Origin of the sequence: Streptomyces sp. G7(2002), assembly GCF_028870195.1 — a bacterium.
GTDB classification, from domain to species: domain Bacteria; phylum Actinomycetota; class Actinomycetes; order Streptomycetales; family Streptomycetaceae; genus Streptomyces; species Streptomyces nigrescens.
In genome coordinates this window covers 199,487-221,562 of the sequence record NZ_CP102609.1, presented here as the reverse complement: position 1 = coordinate 221,562, position 22,076 = coordinate 199,487, and the positions used below count along the sequence as shown (strand labels likewise).

General features: G+C 68.6%; 17 protein-coding genes and 3 pseudogenes. 7 read left to right on the top strand and 13 right to left on the bottom strand.

Features of this window, described 5'->3' with window-relative positions; all coding sequences use genetic code 11:
• Positions 1-35 precede the first annotated feature (35 nt).
• The 7 genes and pseudogenes from NUT86_RS00950 to NUT86_RS00920 form a co-directional block, all read right to left on the bottom strand.
• Positions 36-386, bottom strand: a complete 351-nt coding sequence (locus NUT86_RS00950) for a UBP-type zinc finger domain-containing protein (protein ID WP_266437912.1) — start codon at positions 384-386, stop codon at positions 36-38.
• Positions 383-1,840 (bottom strand): ATP-binding protein, encoded by a 1,458-nt coding sequence (locus tag NUT86_RS00945; protein ID WP_266437915.1) that lies wholly within the window; start codon positions 1,838-1,840, stop codon positions 383-385. Before NUT86_RS00945 ends, NUT86_RS00950 begins: the two co-directional genes overlap by 4 nt.
• Complete coding sequence (locus tag NUT86_RS00940; RefSeq protein WP_159492383.1) at positions 1,837-3,513, bottom strand: FAD-dependent oxidoreductase; 1,677 nt, start codon at positions 3,511-3,513, stop codon at positions 1,837-1,839. Before NUT86_RS00940 ends, NUT86_RS00945 begins: the two co-directional genes overlap by 4 nt.
• 282 nt (positions 3,514-3,795) lie before the next feature.
• Entirely contained in the window at positions 3,796-4,047 is a 252-nt protein-coding gene (locus NUT86_RS00935; protein ID WP_274732710.1) for a hypothetical protein, read from the bottom strand.
• A 40-nt stretch (positions 4,048-4,087) separates the two neighbouring features.
• Positions 4,088-6,292 carry a heavy metal translocating P-type ATPase gene (locus tag NUT86_RS00930; protein ID WP_274732709.1) on the bottom strand — a complete coding sequence of 735 codons (2,205 nt, stop codon included), beginning with the start codon at positions 6,290-6,292 and terminating at the stop codon, positions 4,088-4,090.
• Between the two features lie 380 nt (positions 6,293-6,672).
• Positions 6,673-7,210 (bottom strand): annotated as a pseudogene (locus NUT86_RS00925) (metal ABC transporter permease); the annotation flags it as partial.
• The gene (locus NUT86_RS00920; protein WP_274732708.1) at positions 7,210-9,441 is read right to left on the bottom strand and encodes an NACHT domain-containing protein; all 2,232 of its coding nucleotides are present in this window, start codon (positions 9,439-9,441) and stop codon (positions 7,210-7,212) included. The gene NUT86_RS00920 and the pseudogene NUT86_RS00925, both read right to left, overlap by 1 nt.
• Before the next feature lie 601 nt (positions 9,442-10,042).
• On the opposite strand from NUT86_RS00920, the gene NUT86_RS00915 reads away from it, so the two are divergent.
• Positions 10,043-10,498, top strand: a complete 456-nt coding sequence (locus NUT86_RS00915; protein WP_274732707.1) for a hypothetical protein — start codon at positions 10,043-10,045, stop codon at positions 10,496-10,498.
• A 238-nt stretch (positions 10,499-10,736) separates the two neighbouring features.
• Here NUT86_RS00915 and NUT86_RS00910 read toward each other — a convergent pair whose 3' ends face one another.
• A complete protein-coding gene (locus NUT86_RS00910) occupies positions 10,737-11,273 on the bottom strand; it encodes a hypothetical protein (RefSeq protein ID WP_266437930.1) in 537 nt (178 codons plus the stop codon).
• A 458-nt stretch (positions 11,274-11,731) separates the two neighbouring features.
• On the opposite strand from NUT86_RS00910, the gene NUT86_RS00905 reads away from it, so the two are divergent.
• The gene (locus NUT86_RS00905; RefSeq protein ID WP_266437934.1) at positions 11,732-11,983 is read left to right on the top strand and encodes a hypothetical protein; all 252 of its coding nucleotides are present in this window, start codon (positions 11,732-11,734) and stop codon (positions 11,981-11,983) included.
• Between the two features lie 166 nt (positions 11,984-12,149).
• Positions 12,150-12,317 carry a hypothetical protein gene (locus NUT86_RS00900; protein ID WP_274732706.1) on the top strand — a complete coding sequence of 56 codons (168 nt, stop codon included), beginning with the start codon at positions 12,150-12,152 and terminating at the stop codon, positions 12,315-12,317.
• A 66-nt stretch (positions 12,318-12,383) separates the two neighbouring features.
• Here NUT86_RS00900 and NUT86_RS00895 read toward each other — a convergent pair whose 3' ends face one another.
• The gene (locus NUT86_RS00895; protein WP_274732705.1) at positions 12,384-13,280 is read right to left on the bottom strand and encodes an aminoglycoside phosphotransferase family protein; all 897 of its coding nucleotides are present in this window, start codon (positions 13,278-13,280) and stop codon (positions 12,384-12,386) included.
• Between the two features lie 585 nt (positions 13,281-13,865).
• Entirely contained in the window at positions 13,866-14,468 is a 603-nt protein-coding gene (locus tag NUT86_RS00890) for a TetR/AcrR family transcriptional regulator (protein ID WP_274732704.1), read from the bottom strand.
• A gap of 73 nt (positions 14,469-14,541) precedes the next feature.
• On the opposite strand from NUT86_RS00890, the gene NUT86_RS00885 reads away from it, so the two are divergent.
• Together NUT86_RS00885 and NUT86_RS00880 are read left to right on the top strand one after the other, a co-directional pair.
• Complete coding sequence (locus tag NUT86_RS00885; protein ID WP_274732703.1) at positions 14,542-15,363, top strand: class I SAM-dependent methyltransferase; 822 nt, start codon at positions 14,542-14,544, stop codon at positions 15,361-15,363.
• A 547-nt stretch (positions 15,364-15,910) separates the two neighbouring features.
• A complete protein-coding gene (locus NUT86_RS00880) occupies positions 15,911-16,507 on the top strand; it encodes a DUF1707 SHOCT-like domain-containing protein (protein ID WP_159492039.1) in 597 nt (198 codons plus the stop codon).
• 42 nt (positions 16,508-16,549) lie between these two features.
• On the opposite strand, the pseudogene NUT86_RS00875 reads toward NUT86_RS00880, so the two are convergent.
• Positions 16,550-16,831: pseudogene (locus tag NUT86_RS00875) on the bottom strand (IS5/IS1182 family transposase); the annotation flags it as partial.
• Between the two features lie 259 nt (positions 16,832-17,090).
• Between NUT86_RS00875 and NUT86_RS00870 the strand changes: the two are divergent.
• Positions 17,091-17,993 carry an FG-GAP repeat domain-containing protein gene (locus NUT86_RS00870; RefSeq protein WP_274732702.1) on the top strand — a complete coding sequence of 301 codons (903 nt, stop codon included), beginning with the start codon at positions 17,091-17,093 and terminating at the stop codon, positions 17,991-17,993.
• Between the two features lie 199 nt (positions 17,994-18,192).
• Positions 18,193-19,007: pseudogene (locus tag NUT86_RS00865) on the top strand (SDR family NAD(P)-dependent oxidoreductase).
• 437 nt (positions 19,008-19,444) lie between these two features.
• Here NUT86_RS00865 and NUT86_RS00860 read toward each other — a convergent pair.
• Positions 19,445-20,197, bottom strand: coding sequence for an alpha/beta hydrolase family protein (locus NUT86_RS00860; RefSeq protein WP_093646237.1), 753 nt, complete (start codon positions 20,195-20,197; stop codon positions 19,445-19,447).
• A 135-nt stretch (positions 20,198-20,332) separates the two neighbouring features.
• A complete protein-coding gene (locus NUT86_RS00855) occupies positions 20,333-21,877 on the bottom strand; it encodes an FMN-binding glutamate synthase family protein (RefSeq protein ID WP_274732701.1) in 1,545 nt (514 codons plus the stop codon).
• Positions 21,878-22,076: the final 199 nt, after the last annotated feature.

Sequence of the window (22,076 nt, the reverse complement as noted above, 5' to 3'; positions counted from 1 at the left end):
AGGCCGCCGCGCGATGAGATCTCGGGCCCTTCTGCCTATCCCAGGCGGTCGGCCCAGTCCTTGGGGACTCGTCCCGCGGGGCCGGGGGTGGGCTGATCGGCCGGGTGGCTCTCAGGGGGAGCCAGGTGGGGGCCCGAGGCGTACATCTCCGAGGTCTCGTAGTTGTAGAACCACGTTTCGCCCGGTTCGAAGCTGCGGATCACCGGGTGCCCGGTGGCCCGCGTGTGGGACGTCGCGTGCTTGCCGAGCGAGTCGTCGCAACAGCCGATGTGGCCGCACTGTGCGCAGCGTCGCAGGTGGAACCACCAGCCGCCGGCGACGTCGCACTCGGCGCAGCCGGTTCCGCTGGGCGGGACCGAGGGATCGATTCCGTTCGGGGAACTCATGAGGGCTCCTGTGGGGGAGGGGAGTCGGGTGAGGCCAGCGGGAGGCGTACCTGGAACCGGGTGTCGCCGGGGGAGGAGTGGAACCGCAGGTCCCCCTGGTGTTTGTTGACGATGATGCGCCAGGAGATGTCCAAGCCGAGCCCTGTGCCCTCACCCACCGGTTTGGTGGTGAAGAAGGGATCGAAGATCCGGTCGCGGATCTCCGCGGGGACTCCGGGACCGGTGTCGCAGAACTCGACGAGTAGATGGTCCCCATCACGCGCGGTTCGTACGGTCAACGTTCCCTCTGCGTCCGTACTGTTCATCGCCGAGACGGCGTTGTCGATCAGGTTCGTCCATACCTGGTTGAGCTCGCTGGGGTAGGCCGGGATCTTCGGCAGGCTGCGGTCGTAGTCCTTGACGACGGTGATGTGGGGGCCGATCTTCGCGGAGACCATCAGCAGGGTGCTGTCCAGCAGTTCATGTACGTCGGCGACCTGGAAGGGCGCCCGATCGAGTTGCGAGTACTGCTTGGCCGCGGTGACCAGGGCCGAGACGCGGTTGGTCGACTCCTCGATCTCGTTCATCAACAGTTCCGTTTCGACCGTGTAGTTGAGCCACCGCACGGCACCTTCGAGGGTGTCCTCGTCCACGACTGCGGCGATCTGGTCCAGCCAGTCGGTGTCGAGGCCGGCCTGTACGAAGGTCGGCGCGAGCTGCCACCCGTCCCCGATGCCGTGGTCGTCCAGCCAGTCGGCAATGGTGTCCTCCCGGTCGGAGGCCTCCAGCGGACTCAGGGCGGTGGCCTTGGCGACGCGCTCGGCCGTGCGTTCCTGGACGTCGATGAGTGTCTCCAGACTGTCCCGCCGGTACGGGCGCGCCGCGATGATGCCGAGCTTGTGGCGCATCCCGGCAACACGCTCGCGGAGCGCGGACGTGGCGCGCACGGCCGCGGTGGCGGGGTTGTTCAGTTCATGGGTCAGCCCCGCGGACAGCGATCCGAGAGCCAGGAGCCGTTCTCGCTGGCCGACGGCCTCCTGGGCGCTCTTGGTACCGAAGAAGAGACCTTCCAGCAGGTGCACGGCCATGGGAAACCACTCGCGCATGATCGCGGCGAAGGTCTCCGCCGGCAGCACGAAGAAGCGTGCGGGCTCGATGACACGCAGGGAGCTGTTGTACACCTGCCGCAGGCGGTCACCCAGGTAGGCCTGGAAGGCTCCCGCGTACACCCCGCGGCTGGAGCTCCTGGTGATCTCCACGTCGTAGTCCCCGATCCGGCGGGAGAGCACGATGGTCCCTTCGAGCAGCACGTAGAAGCATGTGGCGTCGTCGCCCTCCCCGTACACGGGCCCGGGCGCGAACTCCTCCACACGGCCTTCGCGGCAGAGCCGGGCGATCTGTTCGGGGGCCAGCTTCTCGAACAGGAACAGTGAGCCGAGTTCCTCCTGGCTGCACGGCATCGGCCGGCTGTTCATGACTGCTCCAGGTATCGGTGGGCGAGCATGACCGCCATGGCTCCCTCTCCTACTGCGGAAGCGACACGCTTGGCGGACTCGGCGCGTGCGTCTCCGGCCACGAACACGCCCGGGACGTTCGTTTCCAAGTGGTAGGGCGGCCGGTCCAACTCCCAGTCGGCCGGTGGGCGCCCGTCCGCGGTCAGATCGGGGCCGGTCAGGATGAACCCGCGGGAGTCCCGGAGCACCGTGCCCTCCAGCCAGTCAGTCAGCGGGGCCGCGCCGATGAAGACGAACATCCACTGGGCGTCGACGAGTTCGGTGTGGCCGGTCGCGGTGTCGCGCAGGGTGATCTGCTCCAGCTGATGCGCTCCGTGGGCGGCGTCGACGACCGTGTTGGTGCGCACGGAAATCGTGGGCGTCTCGTCGACCTGCTGGATGAGGTAGTGCGACATCGACGTGGCCAAGGAAGACCTGCGCACCAGTACGGTGACCGACTTGGCGCTCCGGGCCAGGTATATCGCGGCCTGACCGGCGGAGTTCGCGCCGCCGACGATGTAGACGTCATGGCCTTGGCATGCGGCCGCTTCGGTCAGGGCCGAGCCGTAGAACACTCCGCAGCCGGTCAACTCGGTCACCCGGGGTGCCTCCAGCTGCCGGTACGACACGCCGGTCGCGAGGATCACGGCGTGCGCGGCGACGGCGGAGCCGTCCGAGAACCGGACGACGCGCGAGGCGCCATTGACCTCCAGCCCGGTGACCTCGCGCGCGGTCAGTATCTCCGCACCGAACTTCGCCGCCTGACGCCGGGCCCGGTCGGTGAGCTGTGCCCCGGACACTCCGTCCGGAAAACCGAGATAGTTCTCGATGCGCGAGCTCTGGCCCGCCTGGCCCCCGGTGGCGGAGCGCTCGACGAGGACGGTCCGCAGGCCCTCGGAGGCCCCGTACACCGCCGCACCCAGACCGGCCGGTCCGCCGCCGATGACGACCAGGTCGTAGAAGTCGGTCGCCGGGGTCGTCGCGAGGCCGACCCGGTCGGCGAGCTCCTGGTCCTCGGGCTCTATCAGGGCCGTGCCGTCCGGAGTGATCACCAGCGGGAGCCGCCGGCCTTCCTGGCCCGCGGCGCACAGCAGCCGCTGTCCTTCCGGTTCGTCGGACGAGTACCAGCGGTACGGCACCTGGTTGCGGGCCAGGAACTCCCGTACGGCCGACGAACGCGCCGACCAGCGGTGCCCGACGACCTTGGTGACGGCCACCGGCCGGTGATCGGTGGCCCGCCAGGCCTGCAGCAGATCGTCGAGGACGGGGTAGAGCTTCTCCTCGGGCGGCTCCCAGGGCTTGAGGAGGTAGTGGTCGAGGTCGACGACGTTGATCGCGTCGATGGCCGCGTCGGTGTCCGCGTACGCGGTCAGCAGCACCCGCCGGGCGCCGGGGTAGATGTCGAGGGCCTGCTCAAGGAACTCGATGCCGTTCATCTTCGGCATCCGGAAGTCGGCCACGATCACCGCGACGGGGCCGCCGCGCAGCTTCAGCTCGCGCAGGGCGGCAAGGGCGGACTCGCCGGACTCCGCGCGCACAATGCGGTACGACCCGCCGTAGCGTCGCCGCAGGTCACGGGCGACAGCCCGCGACACGCCCGGGTCGTCGTCCACAGTCAGGATGACGGCCCGCGCTGGACTGGCGGCCTGATCCATAGGCATCCCGTCCCCGAGTCGATCGCCCTGCCACACCGACTTCACGTGCCTGTCCCGGCACGTCAGTGCGCCAGTAATGCCCATCTTATGGGTGATGGTCATGCTTTGCTACGCATGATCGGGAGGGCGGCCTCTACTGAGAGCTGACGACACCCTCACATGGCGTGGCAGTCACGGCGGTCGCCCGCCGGCCTTCGCGGCCCACAGCGTCCGACACGGTGAATTTGCTGGTCAGGCCGCCTGAGGGTCGGCGAACCGACACCCTCCCCCGATCTCACGGAGTCATACATCCATCGGCGGCAGCCCGGACAACACCTTCTCGATCGTGATGGGGAAGTCGCGCACGCGCATACCGGCGGCCGCCGGGTCGCGGGTCGACCACAGCCTCTTCCTCAAGGGCCGCGCCGGCCCCCCCCAGATCACGCCGCCGGTCAACTGCGAGGGCCCCGTCTTCGCGTTGAGCACGCGACCGACCGGGAACACGCCCGGCATCCGCCGCAGACGGATCGCGGCGGTGTCCGCGTCGATCCCCACTTCAGGCGGTGTCCGCGTCGACCCCCACTTCGGGCGGTGGTCAGCGCACCCGGCGGTCCTCCAACGGGGCGGCTGTCAGCATGTCATCGGTGGTCTGGGGCAGGTGCGGTGTGTGGTTGACGAGCCGGGCCGAGTTCGCGACGACGGCGATGCTGCTGGTGTTGTGGAGGAGGGCGGCGAGGACCGGGTTGATGGAGCCGCCGGCGCCGGCGACCAGGCCCAGGAGGTTGACGCCGATGGCGAGGCCGTAGTTCTGGCGGACCACGCGCAGGGTGTGGCGGCTGAGTTCGACCACGGCGGGTACCTGTCGCAGGTCGTCGCCGGGCAGGGCGATATCGGCGGTTTCCAGGGCGACGTGGGAGGAGTGCGCGCCCATGGAGATCCCCACGTCGGCGAGTGCCAGGGCGGGGGCGTCGTTGGTGCCGTCGCCGACCATGGCGACCGTGTGGCCCTCGGTCTGCAGATCGCGGATCAGCTGGAGTTTGCCCTCGGGCAGGGCGTGTGCGTGGACCTCGGTGATGCCGAGGGTGTCGGCGACGACCTGCGCGGTCTCGGGCGCGTCGCCGGTGAGCAGTATCAAGCGTGAGACGCCGAGGTCGGTCAGCTGCTGAATGACGCTGCCGGCGCCGGAGCGTACGGCGTCGGAGACGCCGAGCAGGCCGATCAGTTCGTCGTCGTGGGCGATGCAGATGACGGTCTCACCACTTCCGCGGAACTGCTCGGTCCAGCCCTGTGCTTGTTGCGTCAGCTCGACGCCGTGTTGGCGCAGCAGCGCGGGGCTGCCCACGAGCAGCCGGGTGCCGTCGAGTTCGGCGCGCATGCCCATTCCGAGGACGACTTCGCAGGCCTGGTGGAGGGGCGCGCGGAGGTGCTGTTCTTCGGTGTGGGCGACGATGGCCTGGGCGAGGGGGTGGCGGGCGTGCAGTTCACAGGAGGCGGCCAGGCTGAGGACTTCGTTGGCGGTGTGACGGTCGCTGAGGGTCACGACGCTGGTGACCAGGGGGTGTCCGTAGGTGAGGGTGCCGATCTTGTCGAAGACGACGGTGCTGACCCGGCCGACGCCCTCCAGGTGGGTGCCGCCCTTGATGAGGGTGCCGCGGCGCGCGCCGTTGCCGATGGCCGCGCTGATGGCGGTGGGCGTGGCCAGTCCGGCCGCGCAGGGGCAGGCGATCAGCAGCATCGTCATGGCGCGGCGGGCGTCGCGGGTGACGACGTAGGTCAGCGCGGCCAGCGCGAAGGAGACGGGGACGAAGCGCTGGGTGAAGCGGGTGGCGACGGTCTGGATCGGCGCCCGGTCGGACTGCGCCTCCTCGACCCGGCTGATGATCCGGCCGACGGTGGTGTCCGCTCCCACGGCCGTGGCACGGACGGTCAGGGAACCGGAAGTGACGATGGTTCCGGCATAGACCTCCGCCCCGGCGCGGGCGTAGACGGGCAGCGCCTCGCCGGTGATCGCGGCCTGGTCGACCAGGGCTTCGCCGGTGGCGACGTGCCCGTCGACCGGGATGCGGTGGTGTTCGTACACGGCGACCACATCGCCGGGCGTGACCTCGTCGAGCGCCACCTCGGTCTCGACGCGCCCGGCGCCGTCCGCGCCTTCGTCCCGTACGAGCCAGACGCGTTCCTCGCCGATGGTGAGCAGCTCCTCGATGGCGCGCCGGGTTCGGCGGAGCGTCAGGGTCTGCAGGAATTCGCCGATGTTGAGGAGCCAGAGGACGGCGAGGGCGACAACGTTCTCGCGCAGGACGAGTGAGATGACGGTCGCCGCGGTGACGAGGATGTCGGTTCCGGGGTGGCTTCGGCCGCGCAGTGAGCGCAGGGCGCCGCGGAAGAAGGGCAGGCCGGTGAAGAGGGTGATCGCGCCGAGGAGGCCGGACGAGCCTGCGGTGATGCGGGGGCGGCGCAGCAGGCGGCGTAGTGCCACGAAGGCGAGGACGGCGCCTCCGACGACCAGCCGGGCCAGTTCGCCGGTGGAGGAGTCGGGGACGGAGCGGGTGGCCTTGGCGGGCGTGGACGTGGGCGGGGCCTCGTCGAGCGCGGCGACGAGGCGGTCGATGTCCAGGAGATCCGGCGCCATCCAGATCACGACGCTGCCGGTGCGCGGGAAGATCCGCAGCGCCCGGAAGCCCCGCACGCCCATGAGCCGCTCATCGACCAGCCCTGCGCTGCCGGGGCGCGCCCGCACCCAGGGAACGGTCAGCCGGGCCCGGCCACCGGCCACGGAGCGTACGACCACATCGGACATGGTCAGTAGTGCTCGTGCCCATGGTCGTGCTCATGGCCCTCGGTGGCCACCGCGGAGGGTGGCGGGACCTCTTCGCCCAGCGACGTACGGGCCTAGGCGAGGACATCACCGGCCTTGAGCCGGGCTTCCTCCGCGGCCGAGGCCAGCCAGCGGCCGGCCAGGATTCCACCGGCCAGACCTCCGACAACTGCCTTGCGGGCGGCGGGCTTTGCCTGGGGGAGTCGCTTAGCGGCGCCTTTGATGATCAGGGCCCCCACCACTCCGGAGACCGCGTGGTGAGCCAGCCGTCCCGCCGCGGCGCCGGCGAGTGCGACGGGGTGCATAAGGACTCCTTCCCTCCGTACCGGCTCCTTCAAGTGTGCGTCTGGAACGCTGTCCCGGGGAGAGCCGAGCGCGGTGCCTGTCGTACGGGCGGCACGCCGTGCCGTTGCCAGCCGGCACCCCAGATAGATGACGAACGCGAGGGTCGTGACATACGGGCTGATGGGGATCGTGCTGCCGAGCGCGAGCAGAATGCCGCCCTCCATCGCGCACAGCGCGAAGACGACGCTCAGCACCGGCAGCAGCACCGGGGACGCCGTGAGGCGCGCGGCGGCGGCCGCCGGGGTGACCAGGAGCGCGAGCACCAGCAACGCCCCGACGATCTGCACGCACAGGGCCACCGCGAGGCCGAGGACCAGCATGAACGCCAGGGACAGCGCACGCACCGGCACGCACCGGCGCGCCCCGGGCCTCGGCCACCTCAGGGGCGACGCTGGCGAAGGCCAGCGGCTTCCAGACGAGGGCGAGAGCCAGCAGCACCACCACCGACGTACCGAGCAGCCACGCCATCTGCGGAGTGCCGACCGCGATGATCTGGCCGGTCAGGATCCCGAACTTGTTCGCCGCCCGGCCCTTGTAGAGCGACAGGAAAATTATCAGCCCTGCCGTCGCCCGCCATCCACCGGAGCCGACAACGCTGCAGAAGCGGGGTGGTTCAGCGGGTCGTGATGGATGTGGCTGCGAATGAGGAAGTCTTGGAGTTCGCGGTGGCGGAACTGGTAGGCGATCCCGGCGGTGCGCGTCAGACCCACGTCGCAGCACCAGTCGAGGAAACGGCCGAGGCGCCAGGGCAGTGGTTGGTTGGACCACCAGGGGCGGGTGCAGAGCAGGAAAGCTATGTAGCGGACACCTGCGGCGCCGAGGGCTGGGCCGGCGCCGGTCCTGAACAGGGGGCCGAACGCACGCCAGGGCCTGAACAGCGAGTCGAGCGCACCCCGGTAACCGCATCTGAACAGGCGGTGGTAAAGGATCGCGAGCACACGTCCGCCGCCGAGACCGAACAGAAGCATGTAGATGAATACCGCCCCGAGCGCGAACACGGGGCCCAGGGCGAACCAATAGAAAGGGACGAAACCGAGTCCGACCACAAGCCCGGTCGCGAACCCGGTCACGAGGTCGTCCCGCACCATGCCGCGCGGCGACGCGTTTCCGTGTGACCTGCGAACTTCGGGTGCGTCCGAGAGCACGCCCGCCAGCCCGACTCCGACCATCGCTCCACCAGCGAGCCCTACCACCAATCCGTAAACGAGCCCGATCACCAGCCCGACCACATGCCCCATGCCGACCACGACTACGAGCGCTCCCCAGAAGAGCCCACCCACAAGCCCGTTCACGAACTGGCGTCTTCCAGCAGGGGTTCTGGCAGTTACTCGTTCCAGCCGCGACGGTACGGGCCAGGGAGGGATTCCGACGAGAAGACTGCCCGCCACCATGAGCGTCACGTTCGTTGCGTACACGTTCCAGCTATCGAGCAGGGCGGCAGGTAGGTCAGCGGTGGCCCACAGCGCGAGGGTCAGTAGGACGTGGACGGTGCGGGCGCGGCGGTGGCCGGTGAGCGGCCACAGTTCATGGAGTACGAGGTCGGTGCCTGATAGACGCCGTCCGGCCATTTCGCCGGCGCTGGTGGTGTTGGTGTGCAGGTAGCGGGCGAGGACTGTCAGCCAAGTGCGTACCTGAAGCCGCGTGTAGGGCGCTGTCGTGCCGCCTGTCGAGGAAGCGGTGAGGACGTACAGATCCAGCAGGTGGTCTCGGATCTGCTCGGGGGACTGCAGGGTGGGCTTGAGGAGGTCCACGGGATCACGGACCCAGCTACCGTCGGGGTGACGTTCGTCGTAGACGGCGAGGGCTACGGTCAGCCGCCAGGGTGTGGACAGGCCCCGAGCCAGTGGACTGGCCGGGGCGGCGCGGAGTGCGTTCAGAACGGGTTCCCAGCGGGCCGGGTTGCGGGCGCGGCCGGTGACGAACGCCTCGGTCGCGGCCAGGCTGACGGGGGCGATGTTGATACGGGAGGCGTCCTGTGCCCACTGATCCGCCTCTCCAAGAGCGACGTAGGGGGCGCTGCGGCAGGTGAGAACAAGCTGGCCCTTGGTGATGCCGTGGAGGTAGGTGTTCATAGCCTCCAAAGCGGCTGCAGCGCGGGAGCCGTGACCGGGAGTATCACCAGCATCCATTTCGTCGAGCCCGTCCAGCACGGGGAGGACCAGTCGGGCGGCGACGAGGGCGGCTGCTGCGGTGGGGCGTAGCCGGTAGGTACGGGCGAGATGCTCGGCGAGCCAGTCCTCGAGCTTGTTCCTGCTGGGGTCGAAGGTGGATAACGACAGGCGTACAGGAACGGGACCGCCCGGCGCCCGGTCGGCGAGGAGGAGCAGCATGAGATGGAGGGCAAGTACGGTCTTGCCGGCCCCGGGCGCGCCGGTGATGACGAGGCGGCCGGGCCGAAGAGCGCGGTAGTAGGTAGCGGCTTCCTCCAACGTGCCGTGGGGTGCTGCGCCTGTGGCGTGGTGGGCGGGGGAGGGGAGGAAGGTGAACTCGACGTTGATGGTGCGGTCGCTGCCGCCGAGGAGTCTCTGGCGGGCTTCCTCCTCGCGTTTCCTGATGTCGACGGCGAGGCGGTCGGCGAGTCCGGCGGTGTCGGTGTCCTGCCAGGCCTGGGAGCGCGTCGCCTGGTGTAGGCCCACTATCGCCAGCACCAGGCTGACCAGCCCGACCGCCAACCCGCCCGGGTCCACCTCCCCGGTTCCCGCCCGAACGGCTATGGTGACCGCCACCCCCACGGCCACCACCGTCAGCGCCAGCCATCTCCACCACGTGTGACGTGCCGCCCCCATGTGCCCTCCTCCCCAATGGCTTCGTTGTTCAGAAAACTCAACGCCGCAACGGTGTTCACGGCGTCGTTGTTACCGGCACCCCGACCCTCTCGGAGCACCTTCCCCCGAGAAGGTGCACCTTTTCCTGCATCGGATATGGCTTCGACACTCGCATCCTGGTAGCTCAGGGTCACCTTTTGCTAACTCTGCATCAGATTACCGGCTCGCCCGAATACACGAGGTGAGCTTCCCAGAAAGCCCCCCGCAGCCCCCTCTCATCGCCTGAATCAAATCCCCGGGTTTCTCTCGTCCTCGTTCGGGGATTTGAGAGTTCGCCCCGGTCACCGGCTGCGTGAGTGGAATCGAAAAGCGGTGGCCACGGCAAGGGAGCCCAGGACAACAGCTCCCGTAACCAGCGGGTCAGACTCGTGATGCCCTGGCTGCCAGTCGTAGCCAGGCTGCCGGAGCGGCTGGCCGAGCCTTCCGTGGTCGCCCCTGCCCTCGCACCCTCGCTCAGGTTCTGCGGCCCAGTGGTGCCGGAGGCGGCCGTATCAGGCATCTTGGACGGGGCCGGGCCGGTCATCGTTCTCGTCCCAGTGATGTCGAGCCCGGTTGGCTGAAGGTGAGCCTCGGCACGACGCCGGAAAACTCCCCCGCTTGTCGCCCAGAGCCGTCCTCGGGGGATCGACATGATGAGCGCCCGCATGGAGGCGTCCTCATCAGCGTCATCATCAGCCGACTGCGCGGCCCTGTCGGGGCGATTCCGCTGGTGGCCGCCTACGACGTCCGCGAGGGGGTCTGGAACCCGACGATGCCGCTGCTGTTCCAACGAGGCATCGGATCCGGACACCGCGCATTCACACCAACCGCGCTCCGAAAGCTGCTGATCAACGCGCCGGCCGCCACCGGCTTGACCGATGCCGACGGTGAAGCACTCACCTTCTCGCCCCACGACTTCCGAAGGATCTTCGTCACCGACGCCATCATGAATGGCCTACCCCCGCACATTGCCCAGGTGATCTGCGGGCAGAAGAGCATCGACACCACGATCGGATACAAGGCGGTCCTTCCCGCCTAATCGATCGATGCCCACCAGGCGTTCATCGCCCGGCGTCGATCCGCCCGCCCCAGCGAGGAGTACCGGATCCCGACTGAAGAAGAGTGGGACGCCTTCCTCGCGCACTTCGAGAAACGGAAGGTGTCCATCGGCACCTGCGCACGTGCCTTCGGGACCCCATGCATTCATGAGCACGCTTGCTTCTCTGAACTTCGGGTTGAACCCTGGCCGCTGGGATGCCCTGGTTCTGGCTCGCCGGTCAGGGCAGCAATCTGCGGGTAGAGGCCCAGGCCAACAGTTGATCGCGGGTGCGTCCAGGTGCCAGGTAGCCGAGCAGAGTCTCTAGATGGGCCGTCAGATTCTTGTGCCACCGAAGCCGGCAGATCTGCTCGATGGCCAGGTCGCGCCATCCGTCGGCAAGGGCGGCAGCCTGTGCGGGCGTGATCGTCAGTGCGTCAAGCGTGTCGGCCGCCAGCGCTTCGGGGCTCCAGTCGGGGTCCGTGTCGTCGGGACCCAGCCTGTCGATCACCCACATCCGGAGCATGAAGTCCTGCTGTACCCGCGTCAGGTGTCCCTCGCCGTCGGCGAGCATGAGCCGGTTGGCGAGCAACGACAGCTTCGCCCACTGGCCGCGGGCTTCTTGTGGGTGGGCGGAGTCGTAGGCATGTCCCTGCGCGGCGACGCGTGCTGTCTCAAGCTGCTGACCACGGGCGTTCTGGATGAACGTCTGCAGCTGGTCGAGTGTCCACGTGCTCGGGTCGCGCCCGAGGTCTTCTCGGTCTGCGTCGCTACTCACGGTCCGTGCTCCTGGTCGTAGGCATGCCGAGGCTGGTGGGGGCCGTCTGTTCCCGTCGGTTGATCTGACCGAGCTTGTCCTCGGCGCCGGCCAGGCTAACCCGCAGGCCTTCGACCTCGCCGAGCCAGCCCTCACGGGCTCCGCCTCGGCGATGCGGGCGATGAGGTTGTCGCGGATTTCGACGAGCCGTGCCTGTTGGGTGGGGTCTGGTCTCAGGAGTGAGCATCTGACACAAGCGGGCTCATGGACACACGGAGTTCCGAAGGCGCGTGCGCAGGTGCCGATGGACACCTTCCGCTACTCGAAATGGGCGAGGAAAGCGTCCTACTCCTCTTCTGTCGGGATTCGGTGCTCTTCGCTGGGGCGAGAAGCTCGTCGGCGGGTGATGAACGCGCGATGGGCCTCGATCGTCTCGGCGGGGTAGACCGCTTTTTACCCATTGTCGTGTCAATGTGCCTGTGACCACAGATCACTTGGGCGATATGCGGCGGCAGGCCGTTCATGATGGTGTCGGTGACGAAGATCCTTCGGAAGTCATGGGGCGAGAAGGTGAGAGCCTCGCCGTCAGCGTTCGTCAAGCCGGTGCCGGTCAGGGCATTGATCAGCAGTTTCCGGATCGCGGTCGGCGTGAACGCGCGGTGCTCGGAGCCGATGTCGCGCTGGAACAGCAGCGGCATCGGCGGATTCCAGATCTCTCTCGGACGTCGTAGGCGGCCACCAGCGGTATTGCCCTGCTGGGCCCGCGCAGACGGCTGATGATGGCACTGAGGACGTCGGCGAGTTCCGGGCTGACCAGCAGGAGTCGTTCGGTGTCGGTCTTGGACGGGGCGACCTGACCCCGCCCAACGAACACGGCTTGCCGAGATCCGCGACAACTTGATCGCCCGAATCGCCGAAGCCGAGACGGAAGGCTGGCTCGGCGAGGTCGAAGGTCTCCAGGTCAGCCTGGCTGGCGCCGAGGAGAAGCTCCGCCGGCTCGACCGGGGCCACGGGCAGCATACGGTCGTGGGCCTTGGCGTCCCCACCACGCGTGGTGATCGATGAACCCACGAAGGTGGGCTGCCGCATGGCCATCAACCAAGATCGAGAACGGGTTCGAAGAAGCGTGCGTCAAACGCCCTTCAGAACACGATCAAGTGCCGCCCGGCCTGCGGGTCCCCAGTTCGGCTTGCCGCCGGGAAGGCCCCGATCTCCGTTCTGCCCCATGAGCATCAGGAAGAGGCTTTTCATAGCGGCCAGCCCGCGGGCGCGCCGGATCGCCGCCTCGTCTGCATGCGCGTACATGTCGAAGAACCGTGAGGCCGTGCCCGCGGGTAGCAGCACCCATGCGGCGGCGAGGTCCCACGCCGGATCGCCGGCGAACATGTCACCGAAGTCGACGATGCCCGAGAGTGTTCCGTCCGAGACGACGACGTTCGCGGGATGGAGGTCGCCGTGCACCCACACCGGCGGGCCCTCCCATGCGTGGGCCGCAACGGCGTCGTCCCAGACGGCCCGGACGTCGGCAGCGATGTCGTCGGGGGCAACGGCCTGGAAGAAGTTCTCGAAGCCGTCCGTGCAGTTCCTGGGGTGGGCACCGCGGTCCGTAGTGGTCGGCGCCTCGACGGGCGCTTCCACATGGAGCGCCTGGAGGAAGCCCGCCAGCGTGTCGGCCGCGTGGGCGCCGCGGCTGATCGAGCTGTGGTCCAGCGGCTCGCCAGGAACCCATGTCATCACGGTCCAGTGCTTGGGGAAGCGCTCGGACGGTTCGCCGAACCGCACCGGGGTCGGCACCGGGAGCGGCAGGCGCGGGGCCAGCACGGGTAGCCACCGCCGCTCCTTGAGCTGGAGCTCCGGGGTAGGGTCCATCCGCTGCATGCGCACGGCCAACTCGTCCCCGAGGCGCCACATTTGATTGCCCCAGCCTCCCGCCACCTCGCGGATGGCCAGCCCTGCAAGGTCTGGATGTTGCTCCTGCAGCAGCTCGCGGACCAGGTCTGCGGTGATCTCGATCTCGGTGTCGGTCATGCGAAGCCACAGTACCGAGGCGGCAGGCGGAGCGGGCGGAACAGCTCCAAAGTTCAGAGAAGCCTGCGTCCGCTGTTCCCTCCTGCGCCCCGATCTTGCCCAGCGGGGTCGGCTCACGGAGATCCGCGACAACCTTCTCGACCGCATCGCCGAGGCGGAGAGGGAAGGGTGGCTCGGCGAACTCGAAGGACTTCGTTGTCTGCCTGGCCGGAGCCGGATCCAAGATTGACCAAATCGACTTCGCGTGAATGCGTGGACCGGTGAACCTCGGGATTCCGACTCAGTGCCCCGCGACGCACGAATAGGCACTGGGCCGACATGCGGGTTGAGAGCGTGAACACCGCCACCTGGACCTGGCCGGCTGCCGGTGCCCGGTGAAGGCGAAGGGGCCCAGCCCAAGGTCCGCCGCCGCGGCGCCGCCCGCGCGGAGTTCGTGCTGGAGACGGTGTACTGGGATGCGGGCCCGGCTGTTGCCGAGGCTGCTGCGGGTGAGGCGATCGCCGGGCTTACCAGCCTGCTTGCGCCCGGCGACAGCCGATGCCGAGGCCTCTTCTCGGCGCGGACCATTGCGGGCTGCAAGTCAGGTCAGCCTGGCCGCCGTTGCACGACGCCGGCGAGCACCGTGGTCACCAGCTTGTTGACGGTTGCCGTAGTCGGCGGGTCGGGGTCGCGGTCTGCGAACAGGAGATGCCCGCCTCCGACCAAGGAGAGGGTGAGTGAGTCGATGTCGGCGTCGGCCGAGATGCGGCCCATTGCGCGCTCGTCGGCCAGGTAAGCGGAGACTGCGGTCGTGACCTGGGCGAGGATCGCGATGCCGCCTCCGGGCGTGGCTTGTCGCAGCCGCGCGCGCAACTCGTCCCGGAAAGTGATGAGCGGGATGATCGCCACGGGAACCGGTCCGAACAGGGTGGTCAGCGCGCTGGTGAGGTTATCGGTCACGGTGCCCGTGCCGACGGTCTCGCGCAGCCCATGTGCTTGCGTTTCGAGCTGTGCGGCCCGGTCGAGCACGAGCTCGGTGAGGAAAGCGTCGAAGTCGGTGAAGTGCCGGTGCAGGACGCCTTTGGCGCAGGCTGCCTCGTCGGTGACGGCCCGGCTGGTCAGCCCGTTCGGGCCATCCCGCAGCAGCACGCGTTCGGCGGCGTCGAACAACTGCTGCCGCGCGTCACGAAGGTGTACCCCGGTCGGCACTTACAGATCCTCTCGTGCGCCAGGCTCCCTGGCATCCATTGGCATGTGGGCGCTCGCCCACTAAAGTGAACGCATGCCCACTTTACCGCGAGAGCAACCCGAACCGGCACAGTCGCATCAGGCTCGGCGGACTGCCGAGTCTTTCGGCACGGATGCGCAACGCTACGACCAGGCCCGACCGGGCTACCCCGATGGCCTGGTGGCGCGTATCGTCGCCGGGAGCCCGGGGCCTGACGTGCTCGACGTAGGCTGCGGAACGGGCATCGCGGCCCGCCAGTTCCAGGCCGCCGGTTGCGCCGTGCTCGGCATCGAGCCGGATGCGCGGATGGCCGACCTCGCGCAAGCCCGCGGCCTGCAGGTCGAGGTGGCGACCTTCGAAGCCTGGGAGCCGGTTGGCCGAGTGTTCGACGCATTGATCGCCGCCCAGTCGTGGCACTGGGTGGACCCGGTCGCCGGCGCAGCGAAGGCGGCCCAGGTGCTGCGTCCGAACGGGCGCCTGGCGATCTTCGGGCACGTATTTGAGCCGCCCGCCGAGGTGGCCGAGCCGTTCGCGGCTGCTTACCGTCGGGTGGCGCCCGACTCCCCGTTCGGCAATCAGCCGGCGCGACGTTCGCTGGAGATGTACCAAGCGGGGTACGCGAAGATCGCCGACAAGATCCGCGAGACCGAGCAGTTCCACGAACCGGAACAGTGGCGATTCGACTGGGAGCAGTCCTACACGCGTGACCAATGGCTGGAACTGCTCCCCACTACCGGCGGCCTCACCCGACTTCGTCCCGATCAGCTGGCCGAGATACTGGGCGCGGTCGGCCATGCCATCGACGCTCTGGGTGGCCGCTTCACGATGCACTACACCACTCTGGCGACCACCGCCGTACGCGTCGGCACCCCTTGATCCGCTGCCGCACGGTCGCGCGGGCTCGCGGGCTCGCGCACGTTACTCGTCCTCGGACACGCCCGGATCACGCAGCGGGCGCAGGCCCCCGGGCAGCTCGGGGTGCTGGAAGGAGTGCCGGCCGAGCATGTTGATTATGTTGATGTGGTGCCGCACGAACGGGCGGTGGAGTCGGGGGGTGGGTGGCGTCCAGGCAGGCGGAGATCGCGTCGCAGCGTGCGGGCTCGGGATTGGCGTGCTGCCGGTCCCGGAAATTGGCGTTTCCAGGTGGTGCCGGCGCTGGGCCGGCCCGACTCCTCAACGTCGTCCTGAGGGCTGCAACGAAACTGTCCAGTTCAGAGAAGCGACCAGGCCGAAGAAGACCGTTCCTGCCAGAGCGCTCGCATGGTTTCGACGGCACGCACAGGCCGGCCGGGCCGCCGCCCTTCAGCAGCCGTCCGGGGTCCAGCCCGCGCGGACACCGACCCCAGGGCCTCTCCGGCGGGTTGCATGCCCCGCCTCAGCGTCAGGCCGGTGGGTGCTCCGTCCGTGCGGTTACAGTCGCACCATGACTGATGGGGAGCAACGGTCGGAGCTGACGACGCCGGGCATAGTGGAGCTTCGGGCAGGAGATGCCGACCGCGAGTCGGTGGCTGAGAAGCTGCGGGTCGCGGCGGGCGAAGGCCGCATCGACTTGACCGAGTTGGAGGAGAGGCTCGATCGGGCTTACGCCGCGAAGACGTACGGCGAACTCGACGCCCTGGTCGCTGATCTGCCACAGGAGCGGCCTTCCGACTCGCGTTCTGGCACTGACGCGGAAACCCTCGTCCTCAAGCCCCGCCTGGGCAACATCGAGCAGAGCGGCCGGTGGACAGTTCCCCGGAGGGTCGTCGCCGAATGCAAAATGCTGCACATCGTGATCGACTTCACCGAGGCAACCTGTGCGTACCGTGACGTCACCGTCGAGGCGAGCTGCGGAACGGGCAACATTCAGTTGATCGTTCCGCAGGGCTGGGCGGTGCGGATCGACGGGACGAGCACCAATACCGCTCACATCAGCAACAAGGCCACCGCGCCGACAGACCCGAGCTCCCCGACGCTCACGATCGTCGGACACCCGCGAGCCGGCCGCATCAAGATCAAACAGCCCCGCCGGAGGCGATAGCCTGCGCTCGCGCGGCCCGGTTCCCAAGCACTGTCCGCTGGGTCACGAGCGGAGCCAGAGACGTACGGCGGCAACGGTCACCGTTCCGTGGAAACGTATGCGCGCTTGTCGAAGCGAGTGGCCACGGCCCGGAATCCTTGAGGGCATTGATCGTTCGCTCGACTTCATTTCGACGCTTGCAGATCGCCCTGTCGAATCCGGCAGCCGGCCACCTGCGCTGCCGCGGCGTTGGCGGGTGGCGCGCTGGTCCTTCCGCTCCGGAATCGTGTGCTTGATCTGACGACGCCGCAGATAACTGCGGTTCCGGCGGGAGCTATACGCCTTCGTCACCGGTGACACCACTCATCGGACAATGCCTAGGGGGCCTCTACGGCTTTCTGATCCGGTCCGAGTCATCACCAAGGGCGGCTATCCCCAACGGGGTTGCCGGCCTTCCGAGTTGCCCTCCGGGCGGAATTCGGCATTCCACACCCCACCGCAAAACCACTGGTACAGACGTGCAAAGATCCGGACAATGATGCGGGCGCTCCCCACACCTATCCGGAGCGCACCGTCTGATTTCGCATACCTCATGGAGTCATACGTGACCCAGTCTTCCCGGCGTGCACGCGCCCTGTGGCGTCTCGTCACCTCAGCGACCGCCGTCGTCCTGGCCGGTGCCACCGCCGGCACCGCTCTGGCCGACGCGCCTGCGACGACCGGTCCGGCGAAGAACGTCACCCGGAGCGCTGCCGCGGCCGGGCAGCGCAAGCCCACCCCGGCCGCGCCGTTCTTCTTCCTCTCCGGGATCCTGCCGTCGGGCCAGATGTACGCCTACATGCCCGATGGGAAGGGCGGCTTCGACGGCCGGTCGGGCGCCTACGTCTGGCCGCACTTCAGGTACGGCGTGTCGATCGACCCCGATCTGACCGGCTACCAGGACGGCGCGTACCACGTCATGGACGATGGTGCGCTGAATCTCTGGCGCAATGGGCGCCTCAAGAAGGTGGCCACCGGCTGGGGTCAGTACAACCTCGTTTTCTCCCCCGGCACCCTGGGCGGCGCCAAGCACCCCGACCTGCTGGCCCGCGACAAGCAGGGCGTCCTGTGGCGTTTTCAGACCAAGGCGGACGGCTCGCTGGCACCGCGCGTCAAGGTCGGCCTCGGCTGGAAACAGTTCACCCAGATCGCCGGTCAGGGCGACCTGACCGGCGACGCCAAGCCGGACATCGTCGCCCGCGACAAGCAGGGCGTCCTCTGGCTGTACAAGGGCACGGGCGATCCGCGGAAGCCGTTCGCGTCCCGCGTGAAGGTGGGCCCCGGATGGAACCAGTTCAACAAGCTGGTGGCCACGGGTGACGTCGACAGCGACGGCCACAGCGACCTCCTCGCCCGTGATCCCAAGGGCAACCTGTGGCTGTACAAGGGCACGGGCAAAGCGTCGTCACCGTTCACGTCCCGGGTGAAGGTCGGCTCTGACTTCAACCAGTACCGCGATCTGTTCTAGCCATCTTGGGCGGTGACCCCGTTATGCCGCGGGCGGTGGCCGGTGAGGATGGTGTGGGTGCCGATCCGGCGCCAGACCATGTGGCGTGTGCCGCGCATCTTCTCCTGGCCGGTATCCCCGGGTCGGCCCGGCGGTGTCGGCGCTTCGTATGCTCGCGGTGCGGGGAACCGGAAGCTGACCACTTCGGAGGCGAACGACCATGTCGGAAAAGCGTGTTGTCCTGGTGACGGGGGGGGAACGGGAATCGGGGCCGCCACCGCCCGGCTGCTGTGCACGGCCGGGCACCAAGTAGTGATCTCCGGACGGCGGCCCGAGCCGCTGCGTCGGGTGGCCGAGGAGACCGGGGCGCTGGCCCACCCTTCCGACGCCGCCGACCCCGAGGCCGTGCGCGAGCTCGTGGAGACGACGGTGACGGCGTACGGGAGACTCGACGGTCTGGTGCTCAACGCCGGAATCGGGAGGGGCGGCGCGGTCGGCGACACCGCGGTCGAGGACTGGGAAGAGCTGATACGGACCAACCTCACCGGCCCGTTCCTGCTGCTGCGTGCCGCGCTGCCGCATCTGCTGGCGGCCCGCGGCGCGGTGGTCGCGGTCGCCTCGGTCGCCGCGCTCCGCAACAGCGTCGGCAACGCCGCCTATGCGACGTCCAAGGCGGGTCTGCTCCACCTCTGCCGCTCCCTCGCCGTCGACTACGGGCCGCAGGGGCTACGGGCCAACGCGGTGTGCCCGGGCTGGGTGCGTACGGAGATGGCCGACCAGCGGATGGCGCGGTTCGCGGCGGAGGCGGGGCTGGCGGGCGGTGCCGAGGCGGCATACGAGGAGGCGAACCGGCTGACCCCCGCCGGGCGGCCCGGTGATCCGGAGGAGGTCGCCAAGGCGATCGACTGGCTGCTGTCGCCGGCCGCGTCCTACGTCAACGGGGCCGTCCTCACCGTCGACGGCGGGGTGACCACTGTCGGCGTCGGCGGTGCCGCCTTCGACCACCGGATCGAGGCGCGCACCCCGCGCCTGTAGCGGACTGCCGGACAGGCACTGCGTCCGTTGACCGGGTGTCGGCCAGGGGGTGCGCCCTGCGCTCCGACTCAGGTCATTAGCCCAGGTCAGAGAGATCCAGTCATCGGGAACATCTCTTCGCACCCCAGGCGGAGCGGACAGCCGCACGGGGGACTTGATGAGAGGCGGCAGTGTGTGCCAGGTGCTGCTCCAGCAGGTCGACGGTGCCTACGATGTCTCAGGGGAGAGCACCCGGGCGTACCGCACCGAACAGACCGTGTCCTCTCGCTGTAGTGGCCTGGAGATCGTCGGCCTGCATCGGCGCGATGCCGCCCGCGCGCTCCGCGGGGTGCGGCCTCAGCACCGTGCGCAGCTCGTTCCGATGCGCATGGACCACCCACCGCTGGGAAGACCGCCCCACCCGACGACCCTGCCCCACACCTATCCGAGCGAGCCCTTCACATGTACTGGTCGGCCCAGGCGCTGATGATGTGGGCGGCTCGCTGTGCTTGTCCTCGGGCGGTCAGGAGGTGGTCTGCTCCTTCGAGTGAGACGAAGCTTCGCGGGTGCCGTGCCTCGTTGAAGATCTCGCCGGCGTTGGCGATGTCGACGGTGTTGTCGGTCGGCGAATGCAGGACGAGTAGCGGCAGGTCCAACTCGCCGATCCGGTCCCGCAGGTGAGCACGGCGGACGTCTTCGACGAAGGCGCGCTTGAGGACCAGGGTCCTCCCGCCGACGAACCACTCGTGCGACCCCTCACTGAGCACGCGATCCACGACCGCGTCGTACTGTCGCTCGACGTGGCTGGGATCGACCGGCGCCCCGATCGTGGCGACCGCGCGGACGCCGGTTGCCTCGGCCGCCGCGGCGAGGGCGGCGGCGCCTCCCCATGAGTGCCCCACCAGCAGGTCTGCCGGAGTCCCTCGCTCCGCCATCATGGCTGCGGCACGGATCGTGTCCTGGACCTTGACGGTGAAGGAACCGTCCCCCCAGTCGCCGTCGGAGTCCCCGATCCCGAGGTTGTCGAAGCGCAGCATGCCGATCCCCTCGCGTGCCAGCTGCTTGCTGACACGCGACGCGGCCGGAGAGCCCTTGCCGAGTGTGAATCCGTGCACGAAGATCCCCCAGCCGCGGATCTCGCCGTCCGGCAGGTCGATCGCTCCGGCCAGTTCGGGGCCGACGACGCTCGGGAATCTCACTTTTTCGCTCATGTTGTGATCACCTAGGCAGGGGTTGTTCGTGGAGCAGGTTCGTGGAGTAGGGAAGACAAGGGTGCCACCGGCCGGCTCCACGCGCGCGCTCCGGGCAGGGGAGCGGCGAGCGCGGTGCCTGCCGTGATCGGCACGTCAGGCGGTCGGCTTCTGGTCGGAGGGCTGCTCGGTGGTGAGCAGTGCGGTGATCTCCTCGGCGAGGTGCGGGCCCAGCTCGCCCCAGCCGTCCTTGTAGCCGTAGACGCCGGCCAGGGTGCGGGCCTCGTAGTCGCCGTTCATGATCTCGATGTCCGTGGCCGTGATGAGCGCCGGGTGGGCGACACCGACGGCCGCCGAGACCTTCAGCAGCTCCTTGCGGAGGGTGCGCAGGTAGACGGCGGCCCGGGTGGCCTTCGAGGCCGGGTCGAGGCCGCGGGCCAGCCACGGGCTCTGGGTGGCGATGCCGGTGGGGCACTTGTCGGTGTGGCACTTCTGCGCCTGGATGCAGCCGATCGACAGCATCGCCTCACGGGCCACGTTGATCATGTCGGCCCCCAGAGCGAAGGCGACCGCGGCGTTCTCGGGCAGGCCGAGCTTGCCGGAGGCGATGAACGTCAGGTCGTCGGTCAGCCCCCGCTCGGCGAAGGCGCCGTAGACCCGGGAGAAGCCCATCCGGAAGGGCAGCGACACCGAGTCGGAGAAGGTGAGCGGCGCCGCACCGGTGCCGCCCTCGCCGCCGTCGATGGTCACGAAGTCGACACCACGGTCACCCCGCGCCATCAGCGTGGCCAGCTCCTGCCAGAACTCCATCTCGCCCACTGCGCTCTTGATCCCGACCGGCAGGCCGGTCTCGGTGGCGAGCAGTTCGACGAAGTCGAGCATCGAGTCGACGTCGCCGAACGCGGTGTGCCGCGACGGGGAAGCGCAGTCCTCGCCGAGCGGGATGCCGCGGATCTCGGCGATTTCCGGTGTCACCTTCGCGCCCGGCAGCATTCCGCCCAGCCCGGGCTTGGCACCCTGGGAGAGCTTGATCTCTATCGCCTTGACCGGGGCGCCGGCGACCACGTCCTTGAGCTTGTCGATGTTGAAGCTGCCGTCCTCGTTGCGGCAGCCGAAGTAAGACGTACCGATCTGCAGGACGAGGTCGCCGCCGTTGCGGTGGTACGGCGAGAGACCGCCCTCGCCCGTGTTGTGCAGGGTGCCCGCCAGCGCCGCCCCCTTGTTGAGCGCAGTGATCGCCGCGCCGGAGAGCGATCCGAAGCTCATCGCCGAGATGTTCACCACGCTCGCCGGCCGGAACGCCTTGGCGCGCCCGCGCGGCCCACCCAGCACCTTGGCTGAGGGCAGTGGGGCCTGCGGGTCGTGCAGGTCGGGCAACGTGCCGGCGAACGTGCGCTGCTTCAGGTAGGCGTGCCCCTGCGTGTGCTCGACGTCGTTGTCGGTTCCGAACCCGAAGTAGTTGTTCTCCCCCTTCGCCGACGCGTAGATCCAGGTGCGCTGGTCGCGGCTGAACGGGCGCTCCTCGTCGTTGGAGGTCACTATGTACTGCCGCAGCTCCGGCCCGATCGTCTCCAACAGGTACCGGGCGTGCCCGAGCACAGGGAAGTTCCGGAGCAATGCGTGCTTCTTCTGGACAAGGTCACGGGCGGCCACCAGTGCCAATGCTGTTGCGGTGGCCGTGGCGATGCTCCGGGCGCGCATGAACGTTCCTCTCCTCGATGCTCGACTCCATTGCCATGTGGTGGAGTCGTCGTGCCGGGCGTTGGGCGGCAGGCACGACCCAGCGGGCGTCAGCGTTCGTCGGAGAACGCCAAGTGATACTAGGGGCTCACCCGGACCAAGGGGCGCGGGTGGGGTGGTCTTCCCCGTGGTGGGTGGTCCCAGTGCGTCGGAACAGGTT